Below are 25677 nucleotides of genomic sequence, written 5' to 3' on the forward strand. Positions count from 1 at the left end.
TCCCTCTTCGGGCGCCGTGTGCGTATCCGTGAAATCCCTATCGATCGGCATTGCCCTGTTTTGATCAAAACAGGAGTTCATCCATGCTGTTCAACATCATCTTCACGCAAACACCGGAGGACCCATGTTCACCGGCATAATCGAATCCATTGGCAGTATCCGGGCGCTGACCCCCAAGGGCGGCGATGTGCGTGTCTACGTGGCCACCGGCAAACTCGACCTGGGCGACGTCAAACTGGGCGACAGCATCGCGGTCAACGGCGTTTGCCTGACTGCGGTGGAGCTGCCCGGCGACGGTTTCTGGGCCGATGTCAGCCGCGAGACCCTGGCGCGTACCGCCTTTATCGACTTGAAGCCCGGCAGTCCGGTCAATCTGGAAAAGGCCCTGACGCCAAGCAGTCGCCTCGGCGGTCACCTGGTCAGCGGGCATGTCGACGGTATCGGCGAAGTCATCGCCCGCGCCGACAACGCCCGCGCCGTGCAGTTCACCATTCGCGCGCCGCGCGAGCTGGCCAAATACATCGCCCACAAAGGTTCGATCACCGTCGACGGCACCAGCCTGACCGTCAACTCGGTGAACGGCGCCGAATTCGAGCTGACCATAGTGCCGCACACCCTGGCGCAGACCATCATGGTCGACTATCGCCCCGGCCGGCAGGTCAACCTCGAAGTCGACCTGCTGGCGCGTTATCTGGAGCGGCTGCTGCTCGGCGACAAAGCCGCCGAGCCAAACGCCTCGGGCCTGACGGAAAGTTTTCTGGCCGAACACGGCTACCTGAAGAATTAAGGAATTGCCACCATGGCTCTTAACAGCATCGAAGAACTGGTTGAAGACATCCGCGCCGGCAAGATGGTCATCCTCATGGACGACGAGGATCGCGAGAACGAGGGCGACCTGATCATCGCCTCCGAGTGCGTCAGCGCCGAGCACATCAACTTCATGGCGCGCTTCGCCCGTGGCCTGATCTGCATGCCGATGACCCGCGAGCGCTGCGAAACCCTCAAGCTGCCGCTGATGTCGCCGCGCAACGGTTCCGGTTTCGGCACCAAGTTCACCGTCTCGATCGAGGCCGCCGTTGGCGTCACCACCGGCATTTCCGCGGCCGACCGCGCGTGCACCGTGCAGGCCGCCGCGGCCAAAAATGCCGTCGCCGACGACATCGTCAGCCCCGGCCATATCTTCCCGCTGATGGCCCAGCCCGGTGGCGTGCTGGCCCGTGCCGGGCACACCGAGGCGGCCTGCGACCTGGCGCGCATGGGTGGCTTCGAGCCGAGCGGGGTGATCTGCGAAATCATGAACGATGACGGCACCATGGCCCGGCGTCCCGAGCTGGAAGAATTCGCCAAGGAACACGGGATCAAGATCGGCACCATCGCCGATCTGATCCACTACCGGCTGATTCACGAACGCACCGTCGAGCGCGTCAGCGAGCAACTCCTCGACAGCGAGCTGGGCCAGTTCAACCTGGTGACCTACCGCGATTCGGTGGAGAACGATGTGCACATGGCGTTGACCCTGGGCGCCATCTGTGCCGAGGAGCCGACGCTGGTGCGGGTGCACAACATGGATCCGCTGCGCGACCTGTTCATGGTCAAGCAGCCCGGCCGCTGGAGTCTGCGTGAGGCGATGGCGCGAGTCGCCCAGGATGGCAGCGGTGTGGTGCTGCTGTTGGGCAACCCGCTGACCGGGCCGGACTTGCTGGCGCACCTGGAGCGCCAGTTGGGCGGCGAGACGAAAGTGGCCAACCCGGCCACCTACAGTACTGTCGGTGCCGGTTCGCAGATCCTGCGTGACCTCGGGGTGCGCAAGATGCGCCTGATGAGCTCACCGATGAAGTTCAATGCAATATCCGGTTTCGATCTGGAAGTTGTAGAATACCTGCCCTCTGAATAATCCCAGTGGCCGCTAACTGCGGCCTGGCTCTTTAAATAGACGAGACCCGCTATGACCCTGAAGACCATCGAAGGTACTTTCATTGCCCCCAAGGGCCGCTTCGCCCTGGTGGTCGGCCGCTTCAACAGCTTCGTTGTCGAAAGCCTGGTAAGCGGCGCCGTTGACACCCTGGTTCGCCACGGTGTGAGCGAAAGCGACATCACCATCATCCGCGCCCCGGGCGCCTTCGAAATTCCGCTGGTGGCGCAAAAAATCGCGCAGCGCAGCGAGTTCGACGCGATCATCGCCCTGGGTGCGGTGATCCGTGGCGGCACCCCGCATTTCGAGTACGTGGCGGGCGAATGCACCAAGGGTCTGGCCCAGGTGTCCATGGAGTTCGGCGTACCGGTGGCCTTCGGCGTACTCACCGTCGACTCCATCGAGCAAGCCATCGAGCGTTCCGGCACCAAGGCCGGCAACAAGGGTGCGGAAGCTGCACTGTCCGCCCTGGAAATGGTCAGCCTGCTGGCGCAGTTGGAGGCCAAGTGAGCCAGAACGACGGTAACCAGCCCAAGCCGCAGTCGGGCAAAGGCCCGAAAGCGCCGAGCGGCAAGACCCTGGCCCGCCGTCAGGCGCGCACCCTGGCCATGCAGGCGCTGTATTCCTGGCACATGGCTGGCCAGCAACTGAACGAGATCGAAGCGCAGTTCCGCGTCGATAACGATTTCAGCACGGTCGACGGTGCCTACTTCCACGAGATCCTGCACGGCGTGCCGCGGCAGAAGAGCGAGATCGACGGCGCCTTCGAGATCCTGTTGGATCGCCCGATCGCGGAGATCGATCCGGTCGAGCTGTCGATTCTGCGGCTGTCCACCTACGAGCTGAAGAACCGCCTCGATGTGCCCTATCGCGTGGTGATCAACGAAGGCATCGAGCTGGCCAAGGTGTTCGGCGCCACCGACGGGCACAAGTTCGTCAATGGCGTGCTGGACAAGCTGGCGCCGCGCCTGCGAGCCGACGAAGTCCGCGCCAACCGGCGCTGATGTCCTCTTGACGCGCTGCTGCGGGTTGCGGGTGCCGGGCATCAGCCTGGCCGCCGCTGGCGATTCGCTGCAGCGGGCATTGCACCTGTCAGGAGTTGCCGTCTTTGGGTGAGTTCGAACTGATTCGTCAATACTTCGCCGCGGCGTCCTGTGCGCAGGTTGGCGCAGGCGTGGCGCTGGGCATTGGCGACGACTGCGCCCTGCTGGAACTGCCACCTGGCGAACAGCTGGCGGTCTCCACCGACACCCTGGTGGGCGGGGTGCATTTTCCCGATTCAGCCGATGCTTTTCTGTTGGCTCAGCGTGCCCTGGGCGTGTCGGTCAGCGATCTGGCCGCCATGGGCGCGACCCCCATCGGCTTCACCCTGGCCTTGACCCTGCCCCGCGCCGAACCGGCCTGGCTGCAAGCCTTCGCCCACGGCCTCGATCGGATGGCACAGGACTGCGCCGTGCGCCTGATCGGCGGCGATACCTCGCGCGGGCCGCTGAGCCTGACCCTGACCGTGTTCGGCCGGGTGCCGCAGGGGTTGGCTTTGACCCGCGCGGGTGCCCGGGTCGGCGATTTGCTCTGCGTCGGCGGCGAGCTGGGCGATGGCGCCGGCGCCTTGCCGCTGGTGCTCGGTCAGCGGCAGGCGCCGGCGCCGATTGCCGAACCCTTGCTGGCGCGCTACTGGTCGCCGCGACCGCAACTGGCCCTGGGCCAGGCGCTGCGCGGCAAGGCCACGGCGGCGCTGGATATTTCCGATGGCCTGCTGGCCGACTGCGGGCATATCGCCGCAGCCTCGGGCGTGGCGTTGCTGATCGAGCAGGCGCGCCTGCCGCTGTCGCCTGCGCTGCTGGCCTTGCTCGGTGCCAGCGGCGCGCGCGACTGCGCGCTGAGCGGAGGCGACGATTACCTGCTGGCCTTTACCCTGCCGGCCGAGCATCTCGCCGGCTTGCAGGCGCAGGGCTGGCCGGTTCATGTGATTGGTCGCGTCGAAGCCGGAGCCGGCGTAGCGCTGCTGGATCAATCTGGTCAACGCATCACGCCGCAGGCGCGGGGCTATCAACATTTTGGGAGTGACGGTGACTGAACCGCTAAGCGTGCCGCCATCGGTATGGCGCAATCCGTGGCATTTCATCGCCTTTGGTTTTGGCTCGGGCGCCTTGCCCAAGGCGCCTGGCACCTGGGGTTCGCTGGTGGCGCTGCCGTTTATCCCGCTGTGGCAGATGCTGCCGGACTGGGGCTACTGGCTGATGCTCGGGGTCACCATGCTGTTCGGCTTCTGGCTGTGCGGCAAGGTGGCCGAAGACCTGCGTGTGCATGACCATGCAGGCATCGTCTGGGACGAAATGGTCGGCATGTGGATCACCCTGTGGCTGGTGCCGGAGGGTTGGGGCTGGCTGCTGGTGGGCTTTCTGATGTTCCGCCTGTTCGACATCCTCAAACCCTGGCCGATCAGCTGGATCGACCGCCACGTGCATGGCGGCGTCGGCATCATGCTCGACGATGTGCTGGCCGGGGTATTCGCCTGGCTGGCCATGCAGGCGGTTGTGTGGGGCTGGGCCAATGGCCTGGCCGCGGGGGTGGGGTTCTAAGCGTGCCGAGATCGATCATGGGCTGGGGGCTGGCGGCCCTGCTGGCCGTGTTGAGTTGCTCCGTGGCTTATGCCGAGGCGGTGCTGCCGCAGGATATCCGCCTGGCCAGCGACGTCTGGAAGGATCATACCCAGGCCGACGGCACGGGCCTGGCGTGGGATATCCTGCGCCAGGTGTTCGAGCCGGAAGGCATCAAACTGGTGATCCAGAGCGTACCCTATACCCGCTCGATTGGCCTGGTGCAGCGCGGCGAGGCCGATGCCTGGGTCGGCTCCTACCACAATGAGGTGGACGAGGGGGTGCTGTACCCGCGCTGGCATTACGACAGCGACCCAATCAGTGCGCTGGGCTCGGTCGAACAGCCGGTGCCAACCTTGGCGACGCTCGGCGAGTTCCGCCTGGTGTGGGTGCGTGGCTATGAATATCAGCGCTATCTGCCGAATTTGACGCGCTTCCGGGAAGTCCAACGACAAAGCGATATCCTCAATATGCTGAATCTTGGCCGCACGGATTTTTATATCGATGCGCGCGATGAGGTCGACGAGCTGCTCGCTGCCGCCAGCGACCCGGCGCGCTACCGGATTACCGCTCTGACCCGTCTGCCGCTGTATCTGGGGTTTGCCGATAACCCGCGTGGCCGGGCGTTGGCCCAGGTGTACGATCGGCGCATGACGGAGCTGGTTCAATTGCAGCGCTTGCGCCCGCTGTTCGAGCGCTGGCAACAGCCCTATCCCTTCGATTAACCGATTGTGAGAGCCTGATGGGTGGATTGAGATTGTTGACTGCCGCTGCGCTGCTGCTGGCCTGCGGGCTGAGCTGGGCGGCGTCCCAGGTGTTAGTGGTCGGCCTGTTCCCGGGGGCCGCGGTGCTCAATGTCGACGGCCAGCGCAAGCTGGTGAAGGTCGGCCAGACCGGCCCCGGTGGGGTGGTGGTGGTCAGCGCCGACAGTCGCGGCGCCGTACTGCGAGTGGATGGCGTGGAACGCGCCTATAGCCTCAGCCGGGAATACAACGCGGGGTTTGCCGAGCCGAGCAAGCGCCAGCTGAGCATTGCCAAGGGCATTGGCGGGCATTATTGGGTCGCCGGTTCGGTGGACGGCCATTCGGTGCAGTTTCTGGTCGACACCGGGGCCACCTCGGTCGCCCTCAACGATGGTCACGCTCGACGTCTGGGCATCGATTATCGCGTGGTCGGCCGGCCGCTGCAGGTCAGCACTGCCAGCGGCACGGTGCGTGGCTGGCGCATCAATCTCAACAGCGTCAAGATCGGTAGCCTGGAAGTGCTGGGCGTCGAGGCGGTGGTGCTGGAGGGTGGCTCGCCCACCGAAGCGCTGCTGGGCATGAGCTTCCTCAGTCGGGTCGGCTGGCGTGTCGAGCAGGATCTGTTGGTGCTGGAGTCGAAGTACTGAACGGCGGTGCAGCAACGCTCGCCTTGCCGCGCACGCCTGCAGACAGCCTCGCGACGGCGCTCGCTATTTTCACCGGCGCTGAGCTCCGCGGTAAGCTTCCCGTACCCGTCTGGTTGCATGCGCTTGGCTTGCGGGCGGCAACTTGCCGATCCTTATCATCGCTAATTCAGGCTGACCCGCCGGCCGGGGCTGCTGTTACAATGCGCCCTCGTCAATTTCCAGCCCTCATTTTTTAGGAGCATCCGGTGTCTGTCGTGTTCGTCGCCGCCTCCCAGCTGCCTACCCCGTTCGGGGTGTTTACCATGCATGGCTTTCTCGAAACGGCCACGGGCAAGGAGCATGTCGCGCTGACCTTTGGCGATGTGGCCGATGGCGAGCCGGTGCTGGGGCGTCTGCATTCCGAGTGCCTGACCGGCGATGCCCTGTTCAGCCTGCGCTGCGACTGCGGCTTCCAGCTCGAAGCCGCGTTGCGCGCGATTGCCGCCGAGGGGCGTGGCGTATTGCTCTATCTGCGTCAGGAAGGTCGCGGCATCGGTCTGCTGAACAAGATCCGCGCCTACGAACTGCAAGATGGCGGTGCCGATACGGTGGAGGCCAACGAACTCCTGGGCTTTGGTGCCGATCAGCGCGAATACGCGATCTGCCTGCCGATGCTCGAACACCTGCACATCAAAGCCCTCAAGCTGATGACCAACAACCCGCGCAAGGTCAAGGCGCTGGGCGATATGGGCATCAACGTGGCGACCCGCGTGCCGCTGCAGATCGACCATAACCCGCACAACAAGAAGTACCTGGCGACCAAGGCCGGCAAGCTCGGGCACATGCTCGGCAGCTTGCATCAAGGCGAGGTCGAGGAAAGCCTGTGACCCGCGGCAACCTGCGCCGTCGTCTGGCGCTGGCCTGGTGGTGGCAACTGGCGCTGACCCTGGCGCCGCTGTCGATGCTCAACCTGCTGTTTGGTGCCGATCGGCAACTGACGGCGCTGGCCATGCCCTTGTTCCTCGCCGGGTTGGCCTCGATGTTCGTCAGCCTGCCGCTGTTTCATGCTTACAAGCACGCCTTGATCGCCACCGAAAAGGCCCTCGACACCCCCACCGAGTCGACCGCCTGGCTGGCCTTGGCCGCTCGCCGTCGACTGGCCCTGCTCGGCGCCGGCCTGCCGGCCTGGATTGCCGCCATCGCGGTGTTCGCCGGGCTGGAGGCGATCCCGCTGATGCTCCTGGCGCTGTCCAGTGCGGTGCTGTGCTACCTCTACCGTATTCCCCGCCAGCTCGGCCGATGATCCGTCTCGGCGCCTGCCGGTGCGCCCTGCTGGTCGAGGCGCAGTAAACCTCTGCATGGACAAGACCCCGCCTAGGCGGGGTCTTGTCGCTTGTGGGGCTTGCTGCACAGGTGGTTACAGCGACGGCGTCCAGGTCACGGCAAACAGTGCGGTGCGGCCTTCGGTGTTATAGCCAAAGCGTCCGTTGCTTGTGCTGTAGGTTGCCTCGGCATAGTCCTTGTCGAAGAGGTTGTTCAACTTCAAGTCGAAGGCCACTTCCTGGCTGGCTTGCCACTTGCCGCGCAGGCTGAGCAAACCATAGCCACCCAGTTCCGTATCGTTATCGGCATCGTCATAGCGACCGCTGACTGCGCGCCAACTGGTGCCGACAGCAAACTCACCGAACTGTCGATCCAGATCCAGACTCAGCGTGCGTTTGGCGCGCCGAGCCAAGGTGTGGCCAGTGTCGCGATCCCGCGGGTCGATCAGGGCGAGCGCCAGGTTGCCCTGCCAGCCGAACAGCTCCTGTTTGAGGGCCGCTTCGAAGCCGTTGATTCGGGCGGTCTGGACGTTCTGCGGAATGAAGTTCTGGTCGAGGACAATGGCGTCGTTCAGGTCGATGCGGTACAGCGACAGCTCCAGGGCAGCGTGTTCGCTAAAGCGGCTACGCCACTGGGCTTCGTAGCTTTTCGAGGTTTCTGGCTTGAGATCGGGGTTGGCGCTCGGGAAGCAAAAGCCGCCAAAACAGAAGTCGGGGTAGTACAGGTCGTTGAAGGTCGGCGCGCGGAAGCCTTCGCTGTACGACAAGATCAAATCGTTGTCGTCGTTGAACGGCACCGTCAAGGCGGCGTTCCAGGTGTTTTCGCTACCGAACTGCTGGTTCTTGTCATGGCGCAGACCCAGTTCGGTTGAGAAGTCATCCCCGTTGTAGCGGTGTTGGATAAAACCCGCCTGGTTCCAGCGCGAGTCTTCGACGAAGTCAGTGCTGCCGCGCAGACGATCCTCATACCAGTCGGCGCCCAGCAGTACCTGTTGACGGTCGCTCAGGGCCAGGGTGTTCAGCCAGCTGGCCGAGTCGCGGTAGGTGTTGAAACTGTAGAAAGCATCGGCGCTGGCTTGTGCTTGATCGTTGCCGGTGTCGCGTTTGTCTTCGCTATGGCCCGCTTCCAGGCGGCTATTCCAAGCCTCGCTGAGGTTGGCGTCGATAAAGCCCGACAGGCTGCTGAGCTGAAAATCGGTGGTGGGCAATGAGGTGCTGAAGAGATCCTCGAACTCGGCTTGGCCGCGCTGATCGAGGGCGCTGAAGCCGATCTTCAGGTCGTCATTGACGCGGTGCGACAGGTTCAGGCTGAGCGAACGATTACGGTAGGCATCGTCGTCGCCGTTGGCGCCGAAGCTGTCGCGTGTCGCATCGATGCCCTGGGTCTCATCGAGCGCGGCGCCCAGGTTGAAGCGGGTTTGCGCGTCGCCGCCGGACAGGCCGAGGCTGCGCTCGAAGGTCTGGTTGCTGCCTGCGCCGAGGCGAACATAAGGCTTGAGACCGTCACCGCTGCCTTGGCGGGTGAATATCTGCACCACGCCACCGATGGCATCCGAGCCATAGAGTGCCGAGCGCGCGCCACGCACCACTTCGACTCGTTCGATCTGTTCCGGGCTGAGAAATTCCAGGCTGCTGGTGCCACTGGAAGAGGCGGCAATACGTTGGCCGTCTACCAGTACCAGGGTTTGCGCGGACGAGGTGCCGCGTACGAACAGGCCGGTTTGGCTGCCGGTGCCGCCGGTACGGCTGACGCTGACACCCGGGACGCGTTCGAGCAGCTCGGCCACGCTGCGCACTTGCAGCCTCTCGATATCCTTGCGGGTGAATACCGAAGTGGCGGCGGTGGCCTGCTGGCGCGTTTCGACCTGGCGACCGGAGGTGATCACCAGGGCAGGGAGTTCCAGGGCGTCCTGATAGCTGCTCGACTGTTCGGCATGGGCCGCCACGGGCAGCAGTGCCACGGCGAGGGCAAGGGGGGATAGTTTCATCGATAAATCCTCAAAAGGCAGAAAACTTTTGAGGAGGGCAGGGACAAGCACGGGCAAGCGGCAGGCGGCCAGCGCTTGACGGTGATGCCCTCCGCAACACCAGTCAGATTGCGTCGAGGCAGGTCTCCGGGCTGCCGACTGATGCTTTTCTCTCCTTCCCGGGCGAACCCAGTGGCGTGTCGAGAAAGCCTGCGCCCTGGCCGTGCTGGTCGGACGCTGTCGGTTACCGTTGCGGGGGCAGCGCAGGCGTTGCGGCTGTCGAGTCGACGGCCACGCACCTGCTTCCCTTTTCACGCGGCTGGTATGGCCGCGACCTCGAACAGGTAAAACGCCGCGCACCATAAGGTATGGCGGGATAAAAGCACAAGCAGTCCAGTACGCAGGCCCGGGAGCCGGTCGCTCCTACGCCTGGATCGTCTCCAGCAGCGACAGACGCTGGCGCACCGCCGCCTCGATACCCGCGGCGTCCAGGCCGCATTCGGCGAGCATCTGCGCCGGCTTGGCGTGCTCGACGTAGTAGTCCGGCAGGCCCAGGTGCAGCATCGGCTTGAGGATGTTCTCGCGGGCGAGGAACTCGCTGACCGCGCTGCCGGCACCGCCCATCAGGCTGTTTTCTTCGATGCTGACCAGCAGCTCGTGGCTGGCGGCCAGCTGGCGCACCAGGGCTTCGTCCAGGGGTTTGACGAAGCGCATGTCGACCACCGTGGCGTCCAGGGTTTCGCCGACTTTCAGCGCTTCGGCCAGCTGCACGCCGAATACCAGCAGGGCGGTGTGTTTGCCGGCGCGGCGAAGCACGCCCTTGCCGATCGGCAGCGGCGTCAGGCTGGTTTCGATTGGCGCGTTCGGGCCGCTGCCGCGCGGGTAGCGCACCGCCGCCGGGCCGTCGAACAGGTAACCGGTGGTGAGCATGTGGCGCAGTTCGTTCTCGTCGCTGGGCGTCATCACCAGCATGTCGGGGATGCAGCGCAGGTAGGCGAGGTCGAAGCTGCCGGCGTGGGTCGGGCCGTCCTCGCCGACCAGGCCGGCACGGTCGATGGCGAACAGCACGTCGAGGTGCTGCACCGCGACGTCGTGGATCAACTGGTCATAGGCGCGCTGGAGGAAGGTCGAGTAGATCGCCACCACCGGCTTGACGCCGTCGCAGGCCATGCCGGCGGCCAGGGTCACCGCGTGCTGCTCGGCGATGGCCACGTCGAAGTAGCGCTCGGGGTAGCGTTCGCTGAAGGCCACCAGATCCGAGCCTTCCTTCATCGCCGGGGTAATGCCGACCAGGCGCCGATCCTGGGCGGCCATGTCGCACAGCCACTGGCCGAATACGCTGGAGTACTTGGGGCCAGCGCTCTTCTTCGGGGCGACCTTGGCGTCGATCGGCTCCAGCTTGGTGATCGCGTGGTAGCCGATAGGGTCGGCTTCGGCGGGGGCGAAGCCTTTGCCCTTCTTGGTGATCACATGGAGGAATTGCGGGCCGTCGAGGTCGCGCATATTGCGCAGCGTCGCCAGCAGGGTCGGCAGGTCGTGGCCGTCGATCGGGCCGATATAGTTCCAGCCCAGTTCCTCGAACAGGGTGCCGGGAACCAGCATGCCTTTGGCGTGCTCCTCGGTCTTGCGCGCGATCTCCCAGGCGCCGGGCAGGCGCGAGAGTACCTTCTTGCTGCCCTCGCGCATGCTCGCGTAGGTGCGGCTGGAGAGAATCTTGGCCAGGTAGTTGGACAGGCCGCCGACATTCTGCGAGATCGACATGTCGTTGTCGTTGAGGATCACCAGCATGTTGGCATTGACGTCGGAGGCGTGATTCAGCGCCTCGAACGCCATGCCGGCGGTCAGCGCGCCGTCGCCGATCACCGCCACGCTCTTGCGCTGGCTGCCTTGCAGGCGCGCGGCGATGGCCATGCCCAGGGCGGCGCCGATGCTGGTGCTGGAGTGGCCGACGCCGAAGGTGTCGTACTCGCTTTCGGAGCGGCGCGGAAAGGCGGCGATCCCGTCCTTCTGCCGCAGGCTATGCATGCGCTCGCGGCGGCCGGTGAGGATCTTGTGCGGATAGGCCTGGTGGCCGACATCCCATACCAGGCGGTCGTCCGGGGTGTCGAAGACGTAATGCAGGGCCACGGTCAGCTCGATCACGCCGAGGCCCGCGCCGAAATGTCCGCCGGTCTGGCCGACCGTGTAGAGCAGGTACTGGCGCAGTTCGTCGGCCAGGGTCTCCAGCTCGGCCTCGCCCAGGCGGCGCAGCTGATCCGGCGTGTTGGCGCGGTCGAGCAAAGGCGTCAACGGACGTTGGCGGGGAATCTCTTGGAAGGTCGTCGGCATCGGGCTGATCGTTATAGGGGCAAAAGATGCGGCAGTTTACCTGAAAGCAGGCGCAAGCCATAAGCGACAAGCCAGGTGCCGGGTTGTTGCCGCTGCTGGCTGCTGGCTTGCGCTGGCGCTCTAGCCGCTATCGATGCAACGCTTCTTGCCATTAGACGGTGCCGGTTTTGGCGGCGCAATCAGTCCGCGCAGATGCCAGGCGCGGGTTTCGAGCCTTCGGGTCAGTGTTGCCGTTCGACTATATAGCGGGCCAGCTCGCGCAGCGGTTCGGCGGCCTGGTCGAAGGGGCGCAGGGCATGCAGGGCCTGGTCGCGCAGCTCCAGGGCGTAGGCCTTGGCCGCTTCCAGGCCGAGCAGGGCCGGGTAGGTCGGTTTGTCGTGGGCCTGATCCTTGCCTTGGGTCTTGCCCAGGGTGGCGGTGTCGCTTTCCACGTCGAGGATGTCGTCCTGCACCTGGAACGCCAGGCCGATGGCGCGCGCGTAGTGGTGCAGGGCTTTCAGGGTGCGCGCGTCGGCCCGGGCGCTGGCCAGGGCGCCGAGGCGCACGCTGGCTTCGATCAGGGCGCCGGTCTTGTGTCGGTGCATGGTTTCCAGCGCCGCCTGATCGAGTTTGTGGCCGACCGAGCCGAGGTCGATGGCCTGGCCGCCGACCATGCCCGCGGGGCCCGCGGCCTGGGTCAGGCTGACGATCATTTGCAGGCGCAGTTCGGCGCTCTGTGGGTTGCGCCGGGCATCGGCGAGCACCTCGAAGGCCAGGCTTTGCAGGCCGTCACCGGCGAGAATGGCGCAGGCTTCGTCGAAGGCCTTGTGGGTGGTGGGTTGGCCGCGCCGCAGGTCGTCGTCGTCCATCGCCGGCAAATCATCGTGTACCAGCGAGTAGGCGTGGATCAGCTCGACCGCGCAGGCCGCAGCATCGGCGTGCGCCGGCTCGCCGCCAAGGGCTTCGCAGGCGGCGTAGACCAGCAACGGGCGCACGCGCTTGCCGCCGTTGAACACGCTGTAACGCATGGCCTGGTAGAGCCGCTGCAGTTCGCTGTGCGGGGCTTCGAACAGGCTTTCCAGCGCCGTATCGACGCGGCCTTGGCACTGCGTCTGGTAGGTCGCGATCATGCCTGTCGATCCGCGTCGAAGGGGGCTTCCTCCAGCTCGCCGTCGCGCTCCATCAGAATTTGCACCTTCTGCTCGGCCTGAGCCAGGGCGGCCTGGCAGTCGCGAGTCAGGCGGATACCCTGCTCGAAGGCGCTCAGCGAGTCTTCCAGCGACAGCTCGCCGTTCTCCAGGCGTTCGACCAGGTTTTGCAAGTCGGTGAGGGACTGCTCGAAGTCGAGCGAGGCTTTTTTACGGGCCATGGCGGGTATTCTCTGGCGGGGTTCACAACCGGCGCGACACTAGCAGAGCCATGCCGCGCGGGCAAATTGATGCGCGCCGCGGATCACCTTTGGCCCGCGAAATAGGTCGCCCAAAAATAGTAGAGGGTCATGCTGGCCCCCACCAGAATGACCAAGGCGCGCAGCAGCGCTGGCGGCAAGCGTTGGCCCAGGGCGCCGCCGGCATAGCCGCCGAGGGTCGCGCCGGCCAGCAGGATCGCCAGCTCGTACCAGCTGACCCGCCCGGCGACGATAAAGGTGAGGCTGGCGACGCTGTAGATCACCGCCGAAATCAGGTTTTTCAGGGCATTGGCGCGGGCCAGGGGGTGGCCCTCGATGGCAAACGCCGCCAGTTGCAGGATGCCCATGCCGGCGCCGAAATAGCCGCCGTAGACCGATACGCCGATATGCGCGGCGAGCGACAGCTTGTTGTGCGGCGGTTGCGCGGCCTCGGCGCGGCGTGCGGCCAGCCAGCGGCTGAGCCAGGGGCTGGCGGCAAACAGCACGGTGGCGGCCAGCAGCAGCCAGGGGATCAGATTGGCGAACACGTCGTCGCCGCCGGTCAGCAGCAGCAGGCCGCCGAGCAGGCCGCCGCATAAGCCGGCCCACAGCAACGGCAGCAGATAGCGGCCCAGTGGGCGCAACGAGGCGCGTGCCGCCCAGGCACCGGCCAGGCTGGCCGGCCATAGGGCCACGGCATTGGTGGCGTTGGCGGTGACCGGTGGCAGGCCGGCCGCGAGCAGGGCCGGAAAGGAGAAAAAGGTACCGCCGCCGGCCAGGGCATTCATGCCGCCGGCGGCGCAGCCGGCGAGGATCAGCAGCAGGATGTCGGGTGGACTCATGGCGTGCTTCGCACAAAAGAACACAGCTTACGCAGGTCGCCGACGGCGGCCAAGCGGGTAGCCGTCTGGCCGATCAGGCAATGGTGCGCGCCGCGCTATTCGGCACGGCGGCGGATCGGCGGCTGAGCGCATGGCGCCGTTCGTGACCGAGGTCATCGACAAACGCGAGGCAATCGCCATGCTGCAGCGCCTGGCGAGAAGCTTCGGCGCGGCACGTCCGCCCGGCGCGGAACTTCGAGTCTGCTGTGCAGGGATAACCGGGTGAGTCTTGGCGGTTGCGCCGTCAATCAAGTCGTTGAGGAGGCGTTATTCCGATGAGTACAGAGACCCCGTGGCAGGGGCGGCGTTATTACCCCATCAGCCAGTATTTTCGCCGGCGCTTCGGGGAACGGGTGGCCAAGATCTCGGTGAGCGTTGCCGAAACCTGTCCCAATCGCAGCTCGGCTAATGCAATAGACCCCTGCATCTTTTGCGACGAATGGGGCTCGGCCGCTTATCCCCTGGAAAAGGATCGTGGCTTGCTGGAGCAGATCCGCTTCAACAAGAGCCTGGTCAGCCGCCGGCTCAAGAGTCAGCGTTTTCTGGTGTATTTCCAGTCCTATACCAACACCCTGGATAAAGTAGAAATTCTCCGCCAGCGTTTCGAAACGGCGCTGGCGGAAGACTATGTCGATGGCCTGGTGGTGGGAACCCGTCCCGATTGCCTGCCGCGACGGATATTCCCGCTGCTGGAGGAAATGAGCCAGCGCAGCTATGTCATGGTGGAGCTTGGCGCCCAGAGTTTCTTCAACGACCAGTTGGAGTTTCTCAAGCGCGGCCACAGCGCAGAAAAGAACATCGAGGCGGTTTGTGCGCTGGCCCGGCACAGCCATGTGGATATTGGCGTGCATTTGATTTTCGGCATGCCTGGCGAGACGCCACAGCGACTAATCGAGACGGCGCGGATTATTAATAACTTGCCGATTTCCAATGTGAAGCTGCACAACCTGCATGTGCTGACCAACACGCCGCTGGCGGAGATGTATCGGCGCGGTGAGTTTGTGCCCGACGAACTCGATGCCTATGCCGACAAGGTCATCCTGTTCTTGCGCCACCTGTCGCCCACTGTCGCCGTGCAGCGCCTGGCCGCGGTCGCCAGCCGTTGGGATGAATTGATTGCGCCCAAATGGACCGGGCAGAAGATGCAGCCCATCGACTTTATCGAAATGAAAATGCGCCACGCCGGGGTCGTCCAGGGCGATCTTTATGCCGCCGATAGCATGCCCGAGCGCATCTTGCTGGCCAGCGGCTAAGGGCGGCCGGGGTGGGGCGCCTGCGAGCCAGGCGCACTCAAGCTTGCAAGCTTGCTGCCAGCCAGCGTGGATGGGGTTTCCAGGTGCGTTTCCATTCGATGAGCGCTGCTGCCGGCATTGGCTTGGCGATGGCGTAACCCTGCGCCACCGTGCAGCCAAGACCGATCAGCACTTCGCCGTGGCGTACCGTTTCCACGCCTTCGGCCACCAGGTTGCGATTGAATGCCCTGGACAGGCCGATAATGGCGCGCAGAATGGAAATGTTGCCATTATCCTGCAGTGAATCCAGGACAAAGCCTTGGTCAATTTTCAAGGTTTGTACGGGCAGTTGCTTCAAGTAGGAAAGGGACGAATAGCCGGTGCCAAAATCGTCCAGGGAGAAACTGACGCCCAGCGCCTCGCATTGCAAAATAACCTCGGTGGCCTTGTCCAGGTCGCCGAGGGTGGCTGTTTCCAGGATTTCAATGTCCAGTCGTTGCGGGGCGATATCGGGGAAGCGCGCAAGAATGGCCTGTAAGCGCCTGACGAATGCGGGGTGGAGCAGCTGCAGTGCGGCAATATTGACACTCACGTTTAGCCGCAGTCCCTGCCCATCCCAGCGGCGCATCTCCTGCAGCGCCGCCTCGATCACCCACTCACCGATATCGACAATGATCAGGTGATGCTCGATCGAGGGCAGGAAGTCACCCGGCTGGAGCAAGCCCTGTTCCGGGTGCTGCCAGCGAATCAGGGCTTCCAGGCCAATCAGCTCGCCGCTGCACAGGTCGACCTTGGGTTGGTAGTAAAGTCGGAACTGGTCGTTGTGCAACGCCTGTTGCAGCTCTTCCAGCCGCTTCTGCCTGAATCGGTATTGGCGTTGCTCACCCGCCTCGAGAAATAACCAACTGCCCCTGGCCTCCTGCTTGGCGTGGAACAGGGTCTGGTCTGCCTGGCGCAACAGGGTGTCGGCATCGTTGGCGCTGTCGTGCAGAAACAGCACGACTCCTGCGGTGAAACTGCTCGTTACCGCTTGGCCGCCCAGGTCGCAGGCCTGCCCAGCGGTCAGGCGTAGCGCCTCCAGCTGTGCGTGCACCTGTTCGCCGTCCTTGAGCAGCACCACGAATTCATCGCCACTGACCCGCGCCAGTGCTCCGCCCGGGTACAGCGCATCGAGCCAGCGGCGACCGAGCAGACCAAGATAACGATCCGCGGCCTCTTCGCCAAAGCGCGCATTCACCTCGTAGAAGTTATCCAGATCCAGCGAGATCAGCGCGCCCTCACCCTCGACCGAACAGTCGCGTTGCAGGGTTGTCTTGATTTCGCGAATGATGCCGTTGCGGTTCATCAGGCCAGTCAAGGGATCGTAGTAGGCCAGGAACTCCAGTTGTTGCTGGTAATCGCTGGCCTGCTCTTCCAAGGCCTGGCGGATGTGCTGCTGCTGCACGCGGGTCAGTTCTTCTTCAACTCTCAAGCGTGCGTTTTGTTCACGCATAAGCTGGATGGCCAGGGCCGAGAGCTTGCCGTAGATGTCCAGCAAGCCAGCAACCAGAATGGAGGCGGAACTGTTGAGCTGCTTGTCAGCCCAGACTTTGGCCTGTTCCAGAGTGTCTCCGCCCTCAACGGCTTGCACCGTCAGGGCCATCTTGCGATCCGAATCCAGAATATGAAACGCCAGCCAGCGGGTGAGGTATTTGAACAGCGCCGTCAAGACCTCCTCTCGCGGAGCTTGGCGGCCCTGGAATTCCCGGATCTGGGCAAAAAACAATTGATGAGTGTCGTGGTGATCTTGTGTCTGTCGGCTGTCGGAGAGGGCATGGCGCCATATCTGCTCTTCCTCCTCGAAGTGAAACGCCGCATAGTCCAGCAGCTCATCGAGTACCCGATTGCAGCCCAGCTCCGGGGGGTTGCAGGCAAAGTGCCGGGCCAGCCGGTTAAGAATCTCCACCAGCGTTTTATGTTGCTGGTCGATCAAGTCGATGCCCGTTTCGAAATTCCGGTTCCAGGGGAATATTTCGAATACCAGATTTTCGCTGTTGTCTTCTAACATCCGGGATGCCTCGTTGGCGGTGAAATCATATGAGGCAACAGCAAGGGTCATAACGGCTGGTCGGGGTGTGGCAAGCGGGCGCTGCTGGGCCTGAGGCGCATCATACATCCCGATTACGTCCTGACATGGTTGCGGTCAGGTATTTTCCTCCGGCTGGCTGACCTGCTCGGCGGGGTGGTTGCTATGCGCCGATGCGGCACCGAAACCATCGACTGGATTTTGCATATAGCCGAGGGAAGAAGTCGGGTATTTTGTTGAGCAAGAGTAGCAGCCGCTTGCAGCGCGCGCCTTGGCGGATCGGCATTTGCAGAGCAAAAAAAACCGGCTTGTGGCCGGTTTTCAGGGGGTGGTGCCAGCTTATTTTTGGTAAGCCGCCACTGCCTTGGTGATTTCGGCGCGGGCCGCGTCGGCGTTGCCCCAGCCTTCGACCTTGACCCACTTGCCTTTCTCGAGATCCTTGTAGTTCTCGAAGAAGTGCTTGATCTGCTCGAGCAGCAGGGCTGGCAGGTCGGTGTATTCCTTGACGTCGACATACAGCTGGCTCAGCTTGTCGTGGGGCACGGCAAGCAGCTTGGCGTCGCCGCCGGCTTCGTCGGTCATGTGCAGCACGCCGACCGGACGGGCGCGGATCACCGAGCCTGGCGCGACCGGGTACGGGGTCACGACCAGCACGTCGAGGGCGTCGCCGTCGTCGGCCAGGGTGTTGGGGATGTAGCCGTAGTTGGCCGGGTAGAACATCGGGGTGGCCATGAAACGGTCGACGAACAGGCAATCGCTGTCCTTGTCGATTTCGTATTTGATCGGCGCGTGGTTGGCCGGGATTTCGATGGCGACGTAGATGTCGTTCGGCAGGTCTAGACCTGCTGGAATCTTGCTGTAGCTCATGAGTGGCTCCCGGGATGGGCTAAAAAAGTGGCGCGATTATAGGCATATTCCCCGGCGCTGGCTATGCCGGGGTGCCTAGCCATTGGTCGCGTGCTGGCTGTCATTGGGTGTAGTGCGATAGTCCGGGTGCGCCGCCTGCAAGCGCTGCAGACGCGCCAGCGGATCTTGCCGGTAGAACAGTGCCAGCTGCGCATAGACGGCGGGAAAGGCGTCGGCGAGCAGATCCGGGGCGCTGAAGAAGTACTCGCTGGTGACCGCGAAGAATTCTGCCGGGTTTTCCGCGGCGTAGGCATCGATGGCGGTTGTGCTGTGCGGGTCGGCGTCGAGCTGGGCATTCATGGCGTCGTAGGCGCTTTGCATGGCGCTGGCCCAGTCGTCGATGCGCATGTTGCCGTGCAGCGGCGGCAGGCCGTTGGCGACGCCATTGAGCATGTCCAGCTTGTGCGCCAGTTCGTGAATCACCAGGTTGTAGCCGTCCCAGCCGCCGCCGGCCTGTACGCCAGGCCAGGCGAGGATCACCGGGCCCTGTTGCCAGGCTTCGCCGCTGTGCTCACCCTCCCACTCGTGCACCACGCCGCTGGCATCGCGGTGGCGTTGCGGGCTGACGAAGTCGTCGGGGTAGAGGACGATTTCATGAAAGCCCTGGTACCAGTCGAGGTCGGCCAGGTGCAGCAGCGGCAGTTCGGCCTGCGCCGCCAGGGTCAGGCGGTCGATGGCGTCCAGCTCGACGCCGGGTAGGGCACTCAGGTGTTTGTCGTGCAGGAACAGCACGGAGCGTTGGCGCAGGCGCTGCTCTTCGCTGTCGCTAAGGCCATCGAGCAGCGGCAGGCGCTGACGCACCGTGGCCCAGGTCGAGAGGTTTAGCGGATGGCGGGCAAGGATGCGCCGGCGGCGCCAGGCGCGGAACGACCACATGGCTGATGGGCTCGGGTTGCACGGCTGCCCACCATAAGCGGCGCCTGTGTATGCGGCAAGCCGCGCGAAGCGGCACAAAGGCTGTCGTGGTACTTGGCAGTGCTGCCCAGGGGCGCCGCGTGCCGCGCTATCGATGGCCGCCGGGGCCGGGTGCGCCGCCTGATCAGTCGTCGTTGATGGGCAGCACGTAGCTCTTGAACTGCTCGTCTTCGACGAAACCGATCGACTCGTAGACCTTCTGCGCCACCTGGTTATCGCGGCTGGTGGCGACGCGCATGCGCACGGCGTTGGTTTCCTTGGCCATTTTCTTGGCGGTTTGCAGCAGGCGGTCGGCAACCAGTTGCCGGCGCGCGTCTTCGGCGACGTAGATGTCGTTGAGGATCCACACGCGCTTGAGCGCCAGCGAGGAGTAGCTGGGGTAGAGCTGACAGAAACCGAGCAGCTTGTCCTCGTCGTCGGCCAGGGCCAGGTAGATCACCGACTCCTTGCGGCGCAGACGGGTTTCCAGAAACTTGCGCGAGGAGTCGGGGAACGGCAGTTCGCCGTAGAACTCACGGTATTTGACGAACAGCGGGGTCAGCAGATCCAGGTGCTCCAGAGTGGCTGGGACGATACGCATGGCGAGCCTCGGCGTTGATGATTGGCTGGGTTGGCACTGCCTGAGCTATGCCAGCGGACGAGCTGATGCTGCCTAATGCTTTTGGAAAGCGCAATCCAAGCAAGCGTTTGATTGATTTTTCGGTGCCTTGCACTTTTATTGGCGGCGCCCGGTCTGAGTGGCGCAGCGCGCCGAGATCAAGCGCTGGCCGCTGTGCTAACCTGCGGCGAGTTTTTACCGGGCCTGAGCGCCTGTTTCAGGGGTTATCCATGCATATCCATATTCTCGGCATCTGCGGCACCTTTATGGGTTCGCTGGCCGTGCTGGCCAAGGAGTTGGGCCATCGCGTCACCGGTTCCGACGCCAATGTCTACCCGCCGATGAGCACCCAGCTGGAAGCCCAGGGCATCGAGTTGACCCAGGGCTATGACGCCGCGCAACTCGACCCGGCGCCGGATCTGGTGGTGATCGGCAACGCCCTGTCGCGCGGCAATCCGGCGGTGGAATACGTGCTCAATCAGGGGCTGCCTTACGTCAGCGGCCCGCAGTGGTTGGCCGACCATGTGCTGCAGGGCCGTTGGGTGCTGGCGGTGGCCGGCACCCATGGCAAGACCAGCAGCAGCAGCATGCTGGCCTGGGTGCTGGAGCACGCCGGCATGAGCCCGGGCTTCCTGATCGGCGGCGTGCCGCAGAATTTCGGCATCTCCGCGCGCCTGGGCGGCACGCCGTTCTTCGTGGTCGAGGCCGACGAGTACGACAGCGCCTTCTTCGACAAGCGCAGCAAGTTCGTCCACTACCGCCCGCGCACCGCGATCCTGAATAATCTGGAGTTCGACCACGCGGATATCTTCCCTGATCTGGCGGCCATCGAGCGGCAATTCCATCACCTGGTGCGGACTATTCCCGGTGACGGCCTGATCATTCACCCGACCAGCGAGCCGGCGCTTAAACGGGTAATCGAGATGGGCTGCTGGACCCCGGTGCAGACCACGGGGGAGGGCGGCCAATGGCAGGCGCGGCTGCTCAGTGACGACGGTTCGCGCTTCGCGGTGAGCTTCGCCGGCAAAACGGCAGGCGTGGTCGATTGGCAACTGAGCGGTCAGCATAACGTCGCCAACGCCCTGGCGGTGCTGGCGGCGGCGCGGCATGTCGGCGTGGTGCCGGAACTAGGCATCGCCGCGCTGTGCAGCTTTATCAACGCCAAGCGGCGCATGGAGAAGGTCGCCGAGGTCAACGGCGTGACCATCTTCGACGACTTCGCCCACCACCCGACGGCGATTGCCACCACCCTCGATGGCCTGCGCAAACGCATCGGCGCCGCCAAGCTGATCGCCATCGTCGAGCCGCGCTCCAATTCGATGAAGCTCGGTGCCCACCGCGCCGGCTTGCCGGAGTCGGTGGCCCAGGCCGATTCGGTGTACTGGTACGCGCCGGCCAGCCTCGGCTGGGATCTGGCCGCGACCGTGGCTTCGTCCACCGTGCCGAGCCGGGTCTGCGACTCGCTGGAGGCGATCATCGCCGGGGTCAAGGCCGAAGCCGCGCCCGGTACCCAGGTGGTGATCATGAGCAACGGCGGCTTCGGCGGCCTGCATGGCAAGCTGGCCGGGGCGTTGGCTTGATGCGGCCCAGGGTGGAAAAGCCTTCGGCGTTTTCCACCCTACGCAATCCCTGTATGGATAACCGCGCAGCGTTATCCACCGAGTCCGAGGAGTTTCGATGAGCGGTCCCGAACGTATTACCTTGGCCATGACCGGCGCCTCGGGCGCCCAGTATGGCCTGCGCCTGCTCGACTGCCTGGTGCAGGAAGAGCGCGAGGTGCACTTCCTGATCTCCAGGGCCGCGCAGCTGGTGCTGGCCACCGAAACCGACGTCACCCTGCCGGCCAAACCCCAGGCCATGCAGGCGTTCCTGAGCGAGTACACCGGCGCCGCGCCGGGGCAGATTCGCGTCTACGGCAAGGACGACTGGATGGCCCCGGCGGCCTCCGGCTCCGCTGCGCCGAGCGCCATGGTGGTGGTGCCGTGCTCGACCGGCACCCTCTCGGCGATTGCCACCGGCGCTTGCAACAATCTGATCGAGCGCGCCGCCGATGTGCTGCTCAAGGAGCGCCGCCAGTTGATCCTGGTGCCGCGCGAGGCGCCGTTCTCCAGCATCCACCTGGAGAACATGCTCAAACTGTCGAACCTGGGCGCGGTGATCCTGCCGGCGGCGCCGGGCTTCTATCACCAGCCGCAGAGCATCGACGACCTGATCGATTTCGTCGTCGCGCGCATCCTCAACTGCCTGGGCGTGCCCCAGAACATGCTGCCGCGCTGGGGCGAGCAGCATCGGGGCTCGGATGAGTAACAGAATCGTGCGGGCCGCGTGCTTGCTGCTCCTACTGTCGAGCAGCGGCTGCGCCACGCTGCGCACCCTGGATGCGGCCAAGCCGGGCGCGCCGCTGATCTACGCCGGCACCCGCCTGGATCTGTATGCGCTGAACCATGGCTGCTGCGCGCAGCAGCGTTTCGGCGCCGAGGCGCCGCGCTACCCCGGCCTCGACCTGCCCGCCAGCGCGTTGCTGGACAGCCTGTTGCTGCCGTTCTCGCTGGCCAGCGAACTGGGCCTGAACCTGGGCGTCAGCGGCGGCTTGTAGCTAGCCGAGTGACGGCGGCAAGGGGTGTTCTGCCGCGTGCTGTTTGGATAGGCTATGTCCCAATTATGTGTTGCATGCGCGCTCTCTTGTAGGATGGCCGCGCCTGTTCCTGACAGGCTAGCGGCATTTCCCACATCCATGTGGGTCACGCGACCCCGCGGCGAATGCAGCCCGCAGGGCTGCCTGCCCATCGTTTCGCGGTATAGCCAAAGCTCGCCCCGAGGTCGGGCCTCCTACGGATCGCAGGCAGTTCGCGCCTGGTGATACAACACCTAACGGCTACAGAGCCTTTGGATAAGGATCAAGGCCGTCTGCACGCTGGGCTGTATGGGCTGGGCGGGCGCTGTTTACCAGTGCTTCAGCCAGCGGTTCCAGCGGTACAGCGCGCGGGCGAACAGGTTGTAGCTCCAGCGTGCCAGCAGGTGCAGGCCGGGAATCTGTAGCAGTCTGCTCAACCACTGCTGGCCAGGGGTGCGCTGGAACAGTTCGGCAAAGGCGTCCACGCCGATCGCGATGCGTCCGGATTCATCCTTGAGGTAGAGGCGTTCGCGCACCTGCTCCAGCGGGGTGTCCAGTTCTGCGCTGGCGCCGGGTCGCTGATGCACGTCGATCCACTCGACCGGGCAACTGCCGTCGGCCTGCATGCGCCGGCGCTGGCCGTCGATGCCGGCTTTGCACACTGGGCAGGCGCTGTTGTAGAAGACTTTGAGCTTGGCCATGGCGGCTCTGCGTGGCTGCACTGTGCAGAGCCTGGCACATCTCGGCCCATTCGGCATGCCCCCGTGCGTCCGGCGCCCGCTCAGTCGGCCAGTGCACGAACCTCGGCGACCTGCTGTTCCAGGCCATAGCGGCCTTTGCCATCGCGCACGATCTGGCCCATGGCAATCGCCGGGTCATGGGTGAAGACCAGGCGGCCGGCGCGGGCCAGCAGGTCGGCGAGCAGCGCTTCCTTCTCCTCGATCAGGCCTTCGGCAAAGCGGTCGTAGCCCATGGTGATCGGCAGGTGCACCCAGGGCGCGCCGGGGATCAGGTCGCTGGGGAAGAGCACCGGGCCGCCGGGCATGGCCACTTCCGGCAGCAGCAGCCCAGGGGTGTGGCCGTCGCTCCAGTGCAGGCGCCAGTCCGGGCCGAGCAGGGCGCAGTGCGGCTGCTCATCGAGCAGTTCCAGGCGGCCGCTGTGCTCCAGCAGTTCGAGCAGTTCCGGGATATAGGAGGCGCGGTCGCGGGCGTGCGGGTTGCAGGCGCGCTGCCATTGGCGCCGACCGGTGACGAAGCGCGCGTTGGGAAACAACAGGCGGGCCGGTCGATCCTTGGCCCAGGCGGCGAGCAGGCCGCCGGCGTGGTCGAAGTGCAGGTGGGTGAGGATGACGATGTCGATGTCGGCATCGCCCAGCCCCTGTTCGGCCAGGCTGTCGAGCAGCACATGGCGCTCTTCCTGCACGCCGAAGCGGGTTCTCAGCTGCGGGCTGAAGAAGGCGCCGATGCCGGTCTCGACCAGGATATTGCGTTCCGCTTCCTGCACCAGCAGGGCGCGGCAGCCGAGGTCGATGCGGTTGAGTTCGTCGGGCGCCATCCAGCGTTGCCACAGGGCTTTGGGGGCGTTGCCGAACATGGCGCCGCCGTCGAGTTTCTGGCTGTTGCCGGTGAGGGTGGTCAGGGTGCGCATAGTCTTCTCGTCCGGGTGTCTGCTATCGGTGCGCAGGGTGCACCCTACGGCTTGAATAAAAAAGCGCGATGTCTGCTTGCCAGCCCACCGCGCCAACGCTCAACTGTTTCTGCGGCCTGTCAGAACTGTTCGGCGCTCAACCCATACAGCGCCGCGCTGCCGGCGCGGATGCTCGCCTCCAGGCTCAGGGTGCGCGGCAGCAGGCGGGCGAAGAAGAAGGCCGCAGTGGCCAGCTTGCCGCCGTAGAAGGCCTCGTCCTCGGCGCGTTTGGCCTCGGCCACCGCGGCCATGCGCGCCCACATGTAGGCATAGGCGACGTAGCCGAACAGGTGCAGGTACTCCACGGCGGCGGCGCCGACCGCGTTGGCATCGGTCTTGGCCTGCTCCAGCAGCCAGCCGCTGACGCCCTCCAGGCGCTCCAGGGCGGTGACCAGCTCGCTGGCATAGGGCGTTGCGTGCCGGTAGGCGAAGTGGCGCACTTCGGCGGCGAACTGGCGCAACGCCGCGCCGCCGCCCGCCACCACCTTGCGCCCGAGCAGGTCGAGGGCCTGGATGCCGTTGGTGCCTTCGTAGATCTGCGCGATGCGCACGTCGCGCACCAGCTGTTCCTGGCCCCATTCGCGGATGTAGCCATGGCCGCCGAACACCTGCTGGCCATGCACGCAGCTGTCCAGGCCGCTGTCGGTGAAGAAGGCCTTGGCCAGCGGGGTGAGCAGGGCGACCAGGGCTTCGGCGGCGCTTTTCTCCTCGGCGTCGCTGCCGAACTTGGCCAGGTCGAGCTGCTGGCCGACGTAGCAGGCGAAGGCGCGGCCGCCCTCGGTCATGGCCTTCATGCTCAGCAGCATGCGGCGCACGTCGGCGTGCACGATGATCGGGTCGGCGGCCTTGTCCGGCGCGACCTTGCCGGTGGCGGCACGGCTCTGCAGGCGCTCGCGGGCGTAGCTGGCGGCGGCCTGGTAGGAGGCTTCGGCGCAGCCGATGCCCTGGATGCCGATGGACAGACGCTCGTAGTTCATCATGGTGAACATCGCCGCCAGGCCCTGGTTGGCCTCGCCGATCAGGTAACCGCTGGCGCCGTCGAAGTTGATCACGCAGGTAGCCGAGGCCTTGATGCCCATCTTGTGTTCGATCGAGCCGCAGCTCACCGCGTTGCGCGCGCCCAGGCTGCCGTCGTGGTTGACCATGACTTTCGGCACCAGAAACAGCGAGATTCCCTTGGGCCCGGCCGGCGCCCCCGGCAGCTTGGCCAGCACCAGATGGATGATGTTCTCGGTCAGATCCTGCTCGCCGCCGGTGATGAAGATCTTGCTGCCGCTGATGCGGTAGCTGCCATCGGCCCGGGGTTCGGCCCTGGTGCGGATCAGGCCCAGGTCGGTGCCGGCGTGGGCTTCGGTCAGGCACATGGAGCCGGCCCAGCAGCCCTCATACATCGCGGGTAAATAGGTGCTTTTCAGTGCTTCGCTGGCATGCGCATCGATCGCCAGGCAGGCGCCGGAGCTCAAGGCCGAATAGAGGGCGAAGCTTGCGCCTGCGGCGTAGAGCATTTCCTCGAACTGCACCGCGAGCATCTTGGGCATGCCCATGCCGCCGTACTCGGGGTTGCCGGACAGGCCGACCCAGCCGCCTTGGATATAGGTGGCGTAGGCCTGCTGGAAGCCGGCCGGGGTGCGCACCTCGCCGGCGAGCCACTGCGCGCCTTCCTCGTCGCCGCTGCGGTTGAGCGGGGCGATCAGGCTGCCGGTGACCTTGGCCGCCTCTTCGAGAATGGCGTCGGCGGTGTCTCTGTCCACGGTCTCGGCCAAGGCCGGCAGGCGTGCCCACAGGGCGGGGGCGTCGAAGACTTCGTGGAGGACGAAACGCAGGTCGCGCAGGGGCGCGTTGTACTCGGGCATGGGACACCTCAATACGGAGTGCCGCAGGCGAACCTGCGGCGTGGCAGTGATGTAAAGGGTTA

The 25677-nt window shown here is 64.8% G+C and carries 26 protein-coding genes and 1 riboswitch; of the genes, 14 read left to right on the forward strand and 12 right to left on the reverse strand.

The genetic code is table 11. The annotated features are described in order from the left end of the window. Positions 1 to 124: 124 nt before the first annotated feature. The 10 genes from P8H27_RS03790 (at position 125) to P8H27_RS03835 (ending at position 7184) form a co-directional block, all read left to right on the forward strand. Complete coding sequence (locus P8H27_RS03790) at positions 125 to 787, forward strand: riboflavin synthase (RefSeq protein WP_289635315.1); 663 nt, start codon at positions 125 to 127, stop codon at positions 785 to 787. A 12-nt stretch (positions 788 to 799) separates the two neighbouring features. Continuing rightward, positions 800 to 1894 carry a bifunctional 3,4-dihydroxy-2-butanone-4-phosphate synthase/GTP cyclohydrolase II gene (gene ribBA / locus P8H27_RS03795; RefSeq protein WP_289635317.1) on the forward strand — a complete coding sequence of 365 codons (1095 nt, stop codon included), beginning with the start codon at positions 800 to 802 and terminating at the stop codon, positions 1892 to 1894. 51 nt (positions 1895 to 1945) lie between these two features. Beyond that, a complete protein-coding gene (gene ribE / locus P8H27_RS03800; RefSeq protein ID WP_079204576.1) occupies positions 1946 to 2422 on the forward strand; it encodes a 6,7-dimethyl-8-ribityllumazine synthase in 477 nt (158 codons plus the stop codon). Continuing rightward, a complete protein-coding gene (gene nusB / locus P8H27_RS03805) occupies positions 2419 to 2916 on the forward strand; it encodes a transcription antitermination factor NusB (protein WP_374761326.1) in 498 nt (165 codons plus the stop codon). Before ribE ends, nusB begins: the two co-directional genes overlap by 4 nt. 104 nt (positions 2917 to 3020) lie before the next feature. Continuing rightward, positions 3021 to 3989 carry a thiamine-phosphate kinase gene (gene thiL, locus P8H27_RS03810; protein ID WP_289635321.1) on the forward strand — a complete coding sequence of 323 codons (969 nt, stop codon included), beginning with the start codon at positions 3021 to 3023 and terminating at the stop codon, positions 3987 to 3989. Next, on the forward strand, positions 3982 to 4494 hold the full coding sequence (locus tag P8H27_RS03815) for a phosphatidylglycerophosphatase A (RefSeq protein ID WP_374761327.1): 513 nt from the start codon (positions 3982 to 3984) through the stop codon (positions 4492 to 4494). Before thiL ends, P8H27_RS03815 begins: the two co-directional genes overlap by 8 nt. 17 nt (positions 4495 to 4511) lie before the next feature. Continuing rightward, positions 4512 to 5237, forward strand: a complete 726-nt coding sequence (locus P8H27_RS03820; protein ID WP_289635593.1) for an ABC transporter substrate-binding protein — start codon at positions 4512 to 4514, stop codon at positions 5235 to 5237. 17 nt (positions 5238 to 5254) lie between these two features. Next, positions 5255 to 5902 carry a TIGR02281 family clan AA aspartic protease gene (locus P8H27_RS03825; RefSeq protein WP_289635323.1) on the forward strand — a complete coding sequence of 216 codons (648 nt, stop codon included), beginning with the start codon at positions 5255 to 5257 and terminating at the stop codon, positions 5900 to 5902. A 245-nt stretch (positions 5903 to 6147) separates the two neighbouring features. Continuing rightward, positions 6148 to 6768: a GTP cyclohydrolase II gene (ribA, locus tag P8H27_RS03830; RefSeq protein WP_289635325.1), complete on the forward strand. Its 621-nt coding sequence runs from the start codon at positions 6148 to 6150 to the stop codon at positions 6766 to 6768. Continuing rightward, a complete protein-coding gene (locus P8H27_RS03835) occupies positions 6765 to 7184 on the forward strand; it encodes an MFS transporter (RefSeq protein ID WP_289635326.1) in 420 nt (139 codons plus the stop codon). Before ribA ends, P8H27_RS03835 begins: the two co-directional genes overlap by 4 nt. Positions 7185 to 7298: 114 nt before the next feature. Here P8H27_RS03835 and P8H27_RS03840 read toward each other — a convergent pair whose 3' ends face one another. The 5 genes from P8H27_RS03840 to P8H27_RS03860 form a co-directional block, all read right to left on the reverse strand. Further along, complete coding sequence (locus P8H27_RS03840) at positions 7299 to 9191, reverse strand: TonB-dependent receptor domain-containing protein (RefSeq protein WP_289635327.1); 1893 nt, start codon at positions 9189 to 9191, stop codon at positions 7299 to 7301. Between the two features lie 99 nt (positions 9192 to 9290). Then, positions 9291 to 9524: riboswitch (cobalamin riboswitch) on the reverse strand. Positions 9525 to 9593: 69 nt separating this feature from the next. Then, on the reverse strand, positions 9594 to 11498 hold the full coding sequence (gene dxs / locus P8H27_RS03845; protein ID WP_289635328.1) for a 1-deoxy-D-xylulose-5-phosphate synthase: 1905 nt from the start codon (positions 11496 to 11498) through the stop codon (positions 9594 to 9596). A 221-nt stretch (positions 11499 to 11719) separates the two neighbouring features. Continuing rightward, positions 11720 to 12607 (reverse strand): (2E,6E)-farnesyl diphosphate synthase, encoded by an 888-nt coding sequence (ispA, locus tag P8H27_RS03850; RefSeq protein ID WP_289635329.1) that lies wholly within the window; start codon positions 12605 to 12607, stop codon positions 11720 to 11722. Then, positions 12604 to 12846 carry an exodeoxyribonuclease VII small subunit gene (locus P8H27_RS03855; RefSeq protein WP_289635330.1) on the reverse strand — a complete coding sequence of 81 codons (243 nt, stop codon included), beginning with the start codon at positions 12844 to 12846 and terminating at the stop codon, positions 12604 to 12606. Before P8H27_RS03855 ends, ispA begins: the two co-directional genes overlap by 4 nt. A gap of 83 nt (positions 12847 to 12929) precedes the next feature. Beyond that, positions 12930 to 13706 carry a sulfite exporter TauE/SafE family protein gene (locus P8H27_RS03860; protein ID WP_289635331.1) on the reverse strand — a complete coding sequence of 259 codons (777 nt, stop codon included), beginning with the start codon at positions 13704 to 13706 and terminating at the stop codon, positions 12930 to 12932. Between the two features lie 314 nt (positions 13707 to 14020). Between P8H27_RS03860 and P8H27_RS03865 the strand changes: the two genes are divergently transcribed. Then, complete coding sequence (locus P8H27_RS03865) at positions 14021 to 14998, forward strand: TIGR01212 family radical SAM protein (protein ID WP_289635332.1); 978 nt, start codon at positions 14021 to 14023, stop codon at positions 14996 to 14998. A gap of 37 nt (positions 14999 to 15035) precedes the next feature. On the opposite strand, the gene P8H27_RS03870 is transcribed toward P8H27_RS03865, so the two are convergent. The 4 genes from P8H27_RS03870 to P8H27_RS03885 form a co-directional block, all read right to left on the reverse strand. Continuing rightward, positions 15036 to 17024: a bifunctional diguanylate cyclase/phosphodiesterase gene (locus P8H27_RS03870; RefSeq protein WP_289635333.1), complete on the reverse strand. Its 1989-nt coding sequence runs from the start codon at positions 17022 to 17024 to the stop codon at positions 15036 to 15038. 357 nt (positions 17025 to 17381) lie between these two features. Continuing rightward, entirely contained in the window at positions 17382 to 17909 is a 528-nt protein-coding gene (gene ppa / locus P8H27_RS03875; RefSeq protein WP_289635334.1) for an inorganic diphosphatase, read from the reverse strand. A gap of 75 nt (positions 17910 to 17984) precedes the next feature. Further along, entirely contained in the window at positions 17985 to 18824 is an 840-nt protein-coding gene (locus P8H27_RS03880) for a zinc-dependent peptidase (protein ID WP_289635335.1), read from the reverse strand. Between the two features lie 163 nt (positions 18825 to 18987). Further along, entirely contained in the window at positions 18988 to 19443 is a 456-nt protein-coding gene (locus P8H27_RS03885) for a GNAT family N-acetyltransferase (RefSeq protein WP_289635336.1), read from the reverse strand. Between the two features lie 248 nt (positions 19444 to 19691). On the opposite strand from P8H27_RS03885, the gene mpl reads away from it, so the two are divergent. The 3 genes from mpl (at position 19692) to P8H27_RS03900 (ending at position 22057) form a co-directional block, all read left to right on the forward strand. Continuing rightward, on the forward strand, positions 19692 to 21041 hold the full coding sequence (mpl, locus tag P8H27_RS03890) for a UDP-N-acetylmuramate:L-alanyl-gamma-D-glutamyl-meso-diaminopimelate ligase (RefSeq protein ID WP_289635337.1): 1350 nt from the start codon (positions 19692 to 19694) through the stop codon (positions 21039 to 21041). Between the two features lie 97 nt (positions 21042 to 21138). Continuing rightward, positions 21139 to 21768: a flavin prenyltransferase UbiX gene (ubiX, locus tag P8H27_RS03895; RefSeq protein ID WP_289635338.1), complete on the forward strand. Its 630-nt coding sequence runs from the start codon at positions 21139 to 21141 to the stop codon at positions 21766 to 21768. Then, positions 21761 to 22057 (forward strand): YceK/YidQ family lipoprotein, encoded by a 297-nt coding sequence (locus P8H27_RS03900; protein WP_289635339.1) that lies wholly within the window; start codon positions 21761 to 21763, stop codon positions 22055 to 22057. The genes ubiX and P8H27_RS03900 overlap by 8 nt, the downstream gene beginning before the upstream one ends. Before the next feature lie 347 nt (positions 22058 to 22404). Here P8H27_RS03900 and P8H27_RS03905 read toward each other — a convergent pair whose 3' ends face one another. The 3 genes from P8H27_RS03905 to P8H27_RS03915 form a co-directional block, all read right to left on the reverse strand. Continuing rightward, complete coding sequence (locus P8H27_RS03905) at positions 22405 to 22776, reverse strand: thiol-disulfide oxidoreductase DCC family protein (protein ID WP_289635340.1); 372 nt, start codon at positions 22774 to 22776, stop codon at positions 22405 to 22407. An 80-nt stretch (positions 22777 to 22856) separates the two neighbouring features. Next, a complete protein-coding gene (locus P8H27_RS03910) occupies positions 22857 to 23723 on the reverse strand; it encodes an MBL fold metallo-hydrolase (RefSeq protein WP_289635341.1) in 867 nt (288 codons plus the stop codon). 119 nt (positions 23724 to 23842) lie between these two features. Beyond that, positions 23843 to 25615, reverse strand: coding sequence for an acyl-CoA dehydrogenase C-terminal domain-containing protein (locus P8H27_RS03915; protein ID WP_289635342.1), 1773 nt, complete (start codon positions 25613 to 25615; stop codon positions 23843 to 23845). Between the last annotated feature and the right edge of the window lie 62 nt (positions 25616 to 25677).

Source organism: Pseudomonas sp. sp1636 (assembly GCF_030376615.1).
Classification (GTDB): Bacteria; Pseudomonadota; Gammaproteobacteria; order Pseudomonadales; family Pseudomonadaceae; genus Aquipseudomonas.

What these genes read in the sequence shown, in the direction of transcription:
- P8H27_RS03860 (WP_289635331.1), bottom strand. Translation starts at nt 13,706, where the DNA reads ATGAGTCCACCCGACATCCTGCTGCTGATCCTCGCCGGCTGCGCCGCC.
- P8H27_RS03900 (WP_289635339.1), top strand. Translation starts at nt 21,761, where the DNA reads ATGAGTAACAGAATCGTGCGGGCCGCGTGCTTGCTGCTCCTACTGTCG.
- P8H27_RS03880 (WP_289635335.1), bottom strand. Translation starts at nt 18,824, where the DNA reads ATGTGGTCGTTCCGCGCCTGGCGCCGCCGGCGCATCCTTGCCCGCCAT.
- ribBA (WP_289635317.1), top strand. Translation starts at nt 800, where the DNA reads ATGGCTCTTAACAGCATCGAAGAACTGGTTGAAGACATCCGCGCCGGC.
- P8H27_RS03825 (WP_289635323.1), top strand. Translation starts at nt 5,255, where the DNA reads ATGGGTGGATTGAGATTGTTGACTGCCGCTGCGCTGCTGCTGGCCTGC.
- ribE (WP_079204576.1), top strand. Translation starts at nt 1,946, where the DNA reads ATGACCCTGAAGACCATCGAAGGTACTTTCATTGCCCCCAAGGGCCGC.
- P8H27_RS03870 (WP_289635333.1), bottom strand. Translation starts at nt 17,024, where the DNA reads ATGTTAGAAGACAACAGCGAAAATCTGGTATTCGAAATATTCCCCTGG.
- P8H27_RS03885 (WP_289635336.1), bottom strand. Translation starts at nt 19,443, where the DNA reads ATGCGTATCGTCCCAGCCACTCTGGAGCACCTGGATCTGCTGACCCCG.
- ispA (WP_289635329.1), bottom strand. Translation starts at nt 12,607, where the DNA reads ATGATCGCGACCTACCAGACGCAGTGCCAAGGCCGCGTCGATACGGCG.
- ubiX (WP_289635338.1), top strand. Translation starts at nt 21,139, where the DNA reads ATGAGCGGTCCCGAACGTATTACCTTGGCCATGACCGGCGCCTCGGGC.
- P8H27_RS03820 (WP_289635593.1), top strand. Translation starts at nt 4,512, where the DNA reads ATGGGCTGGGGGCTGGCGGCCCTGCTGGCCGTGTTGAGTTGCTCCGTG.
- P8H27_RS03790 (WP_289635315.1), top strand. Translation starts at nt 125, where the DNA reads ATGTTCACCGGCATAATCGAATCCATTGGCAGTATCCGGGCGCTGACC.
- P8H27_RS03865 (WP_289635332.1), top strand. Translation starts at nt 14,021, where the DNA reads ATGAGTACAGAGACCCCGTGGCAGGGGCGGCGTTATTACCCCATCAGC.
- P8H27_RS03915 (WP_289635342.1), bottom strand. Translation starts at nt 25,615, where the DNA reads ATGCCCGAGTACAACGCGCCCCTGCGCGACCTGCGTTTCGTCCTCCAC.
- P8H27_RS03905 (WP_289635340.1), bottom strand. Translation starts at nt 22,776, where the DNA reads ATGGCCAAGCTCAAAGTCTTCTACAACAGCGCCTGCCCAGTGTGCAAA.
- P8H27_RS03840 (WP_289635327.1), bottom strand. Translation starts at nt 9,191, where the DNA reads ATGAAACTATCCCCCCTTGCCCTCGCCGTGGCACTGCTGCCCGTGGCG.
- mpl (WP_289635337.1), top strand. Translation starts at nt 19,692, where the DNA reads ATGCATATCCATATTCTCGGCATCTGCGGCACCTTTATGGGTTCGCTG.
- P8H27_RS03855 (WP_289635330.1), bottom strand. Translation starts at nt 12,846, where the DNA reads ATGGCCCGTAAAAAAGCCTCGCTCGACTTCGAGCAGTCCCTCACCGAC.
- ppa (WP_289635334.1), bottom strand. Translation starts at nt 17,909, where the DNA reads ATGAGCTACAGCAAGATTCCAGCAGGTCTAGACCTGCCGAACGACATC.
- dxs (WP_289635328.1), bottom strand. Translation starts at nt 11,498, where the DNA reads ATGCCGACGACCTTCCAAGAGATTCCCCGCCAACGTCCGTTGACGCCT.
- P8H27_RS03910 (WP_289635341.1), bottom strand. Translation starts at nt 23,723, where the DNA reads ATGCGCACCCTGACCACCCTCACCGGCAACAGCCAGAAACTCGACGGC.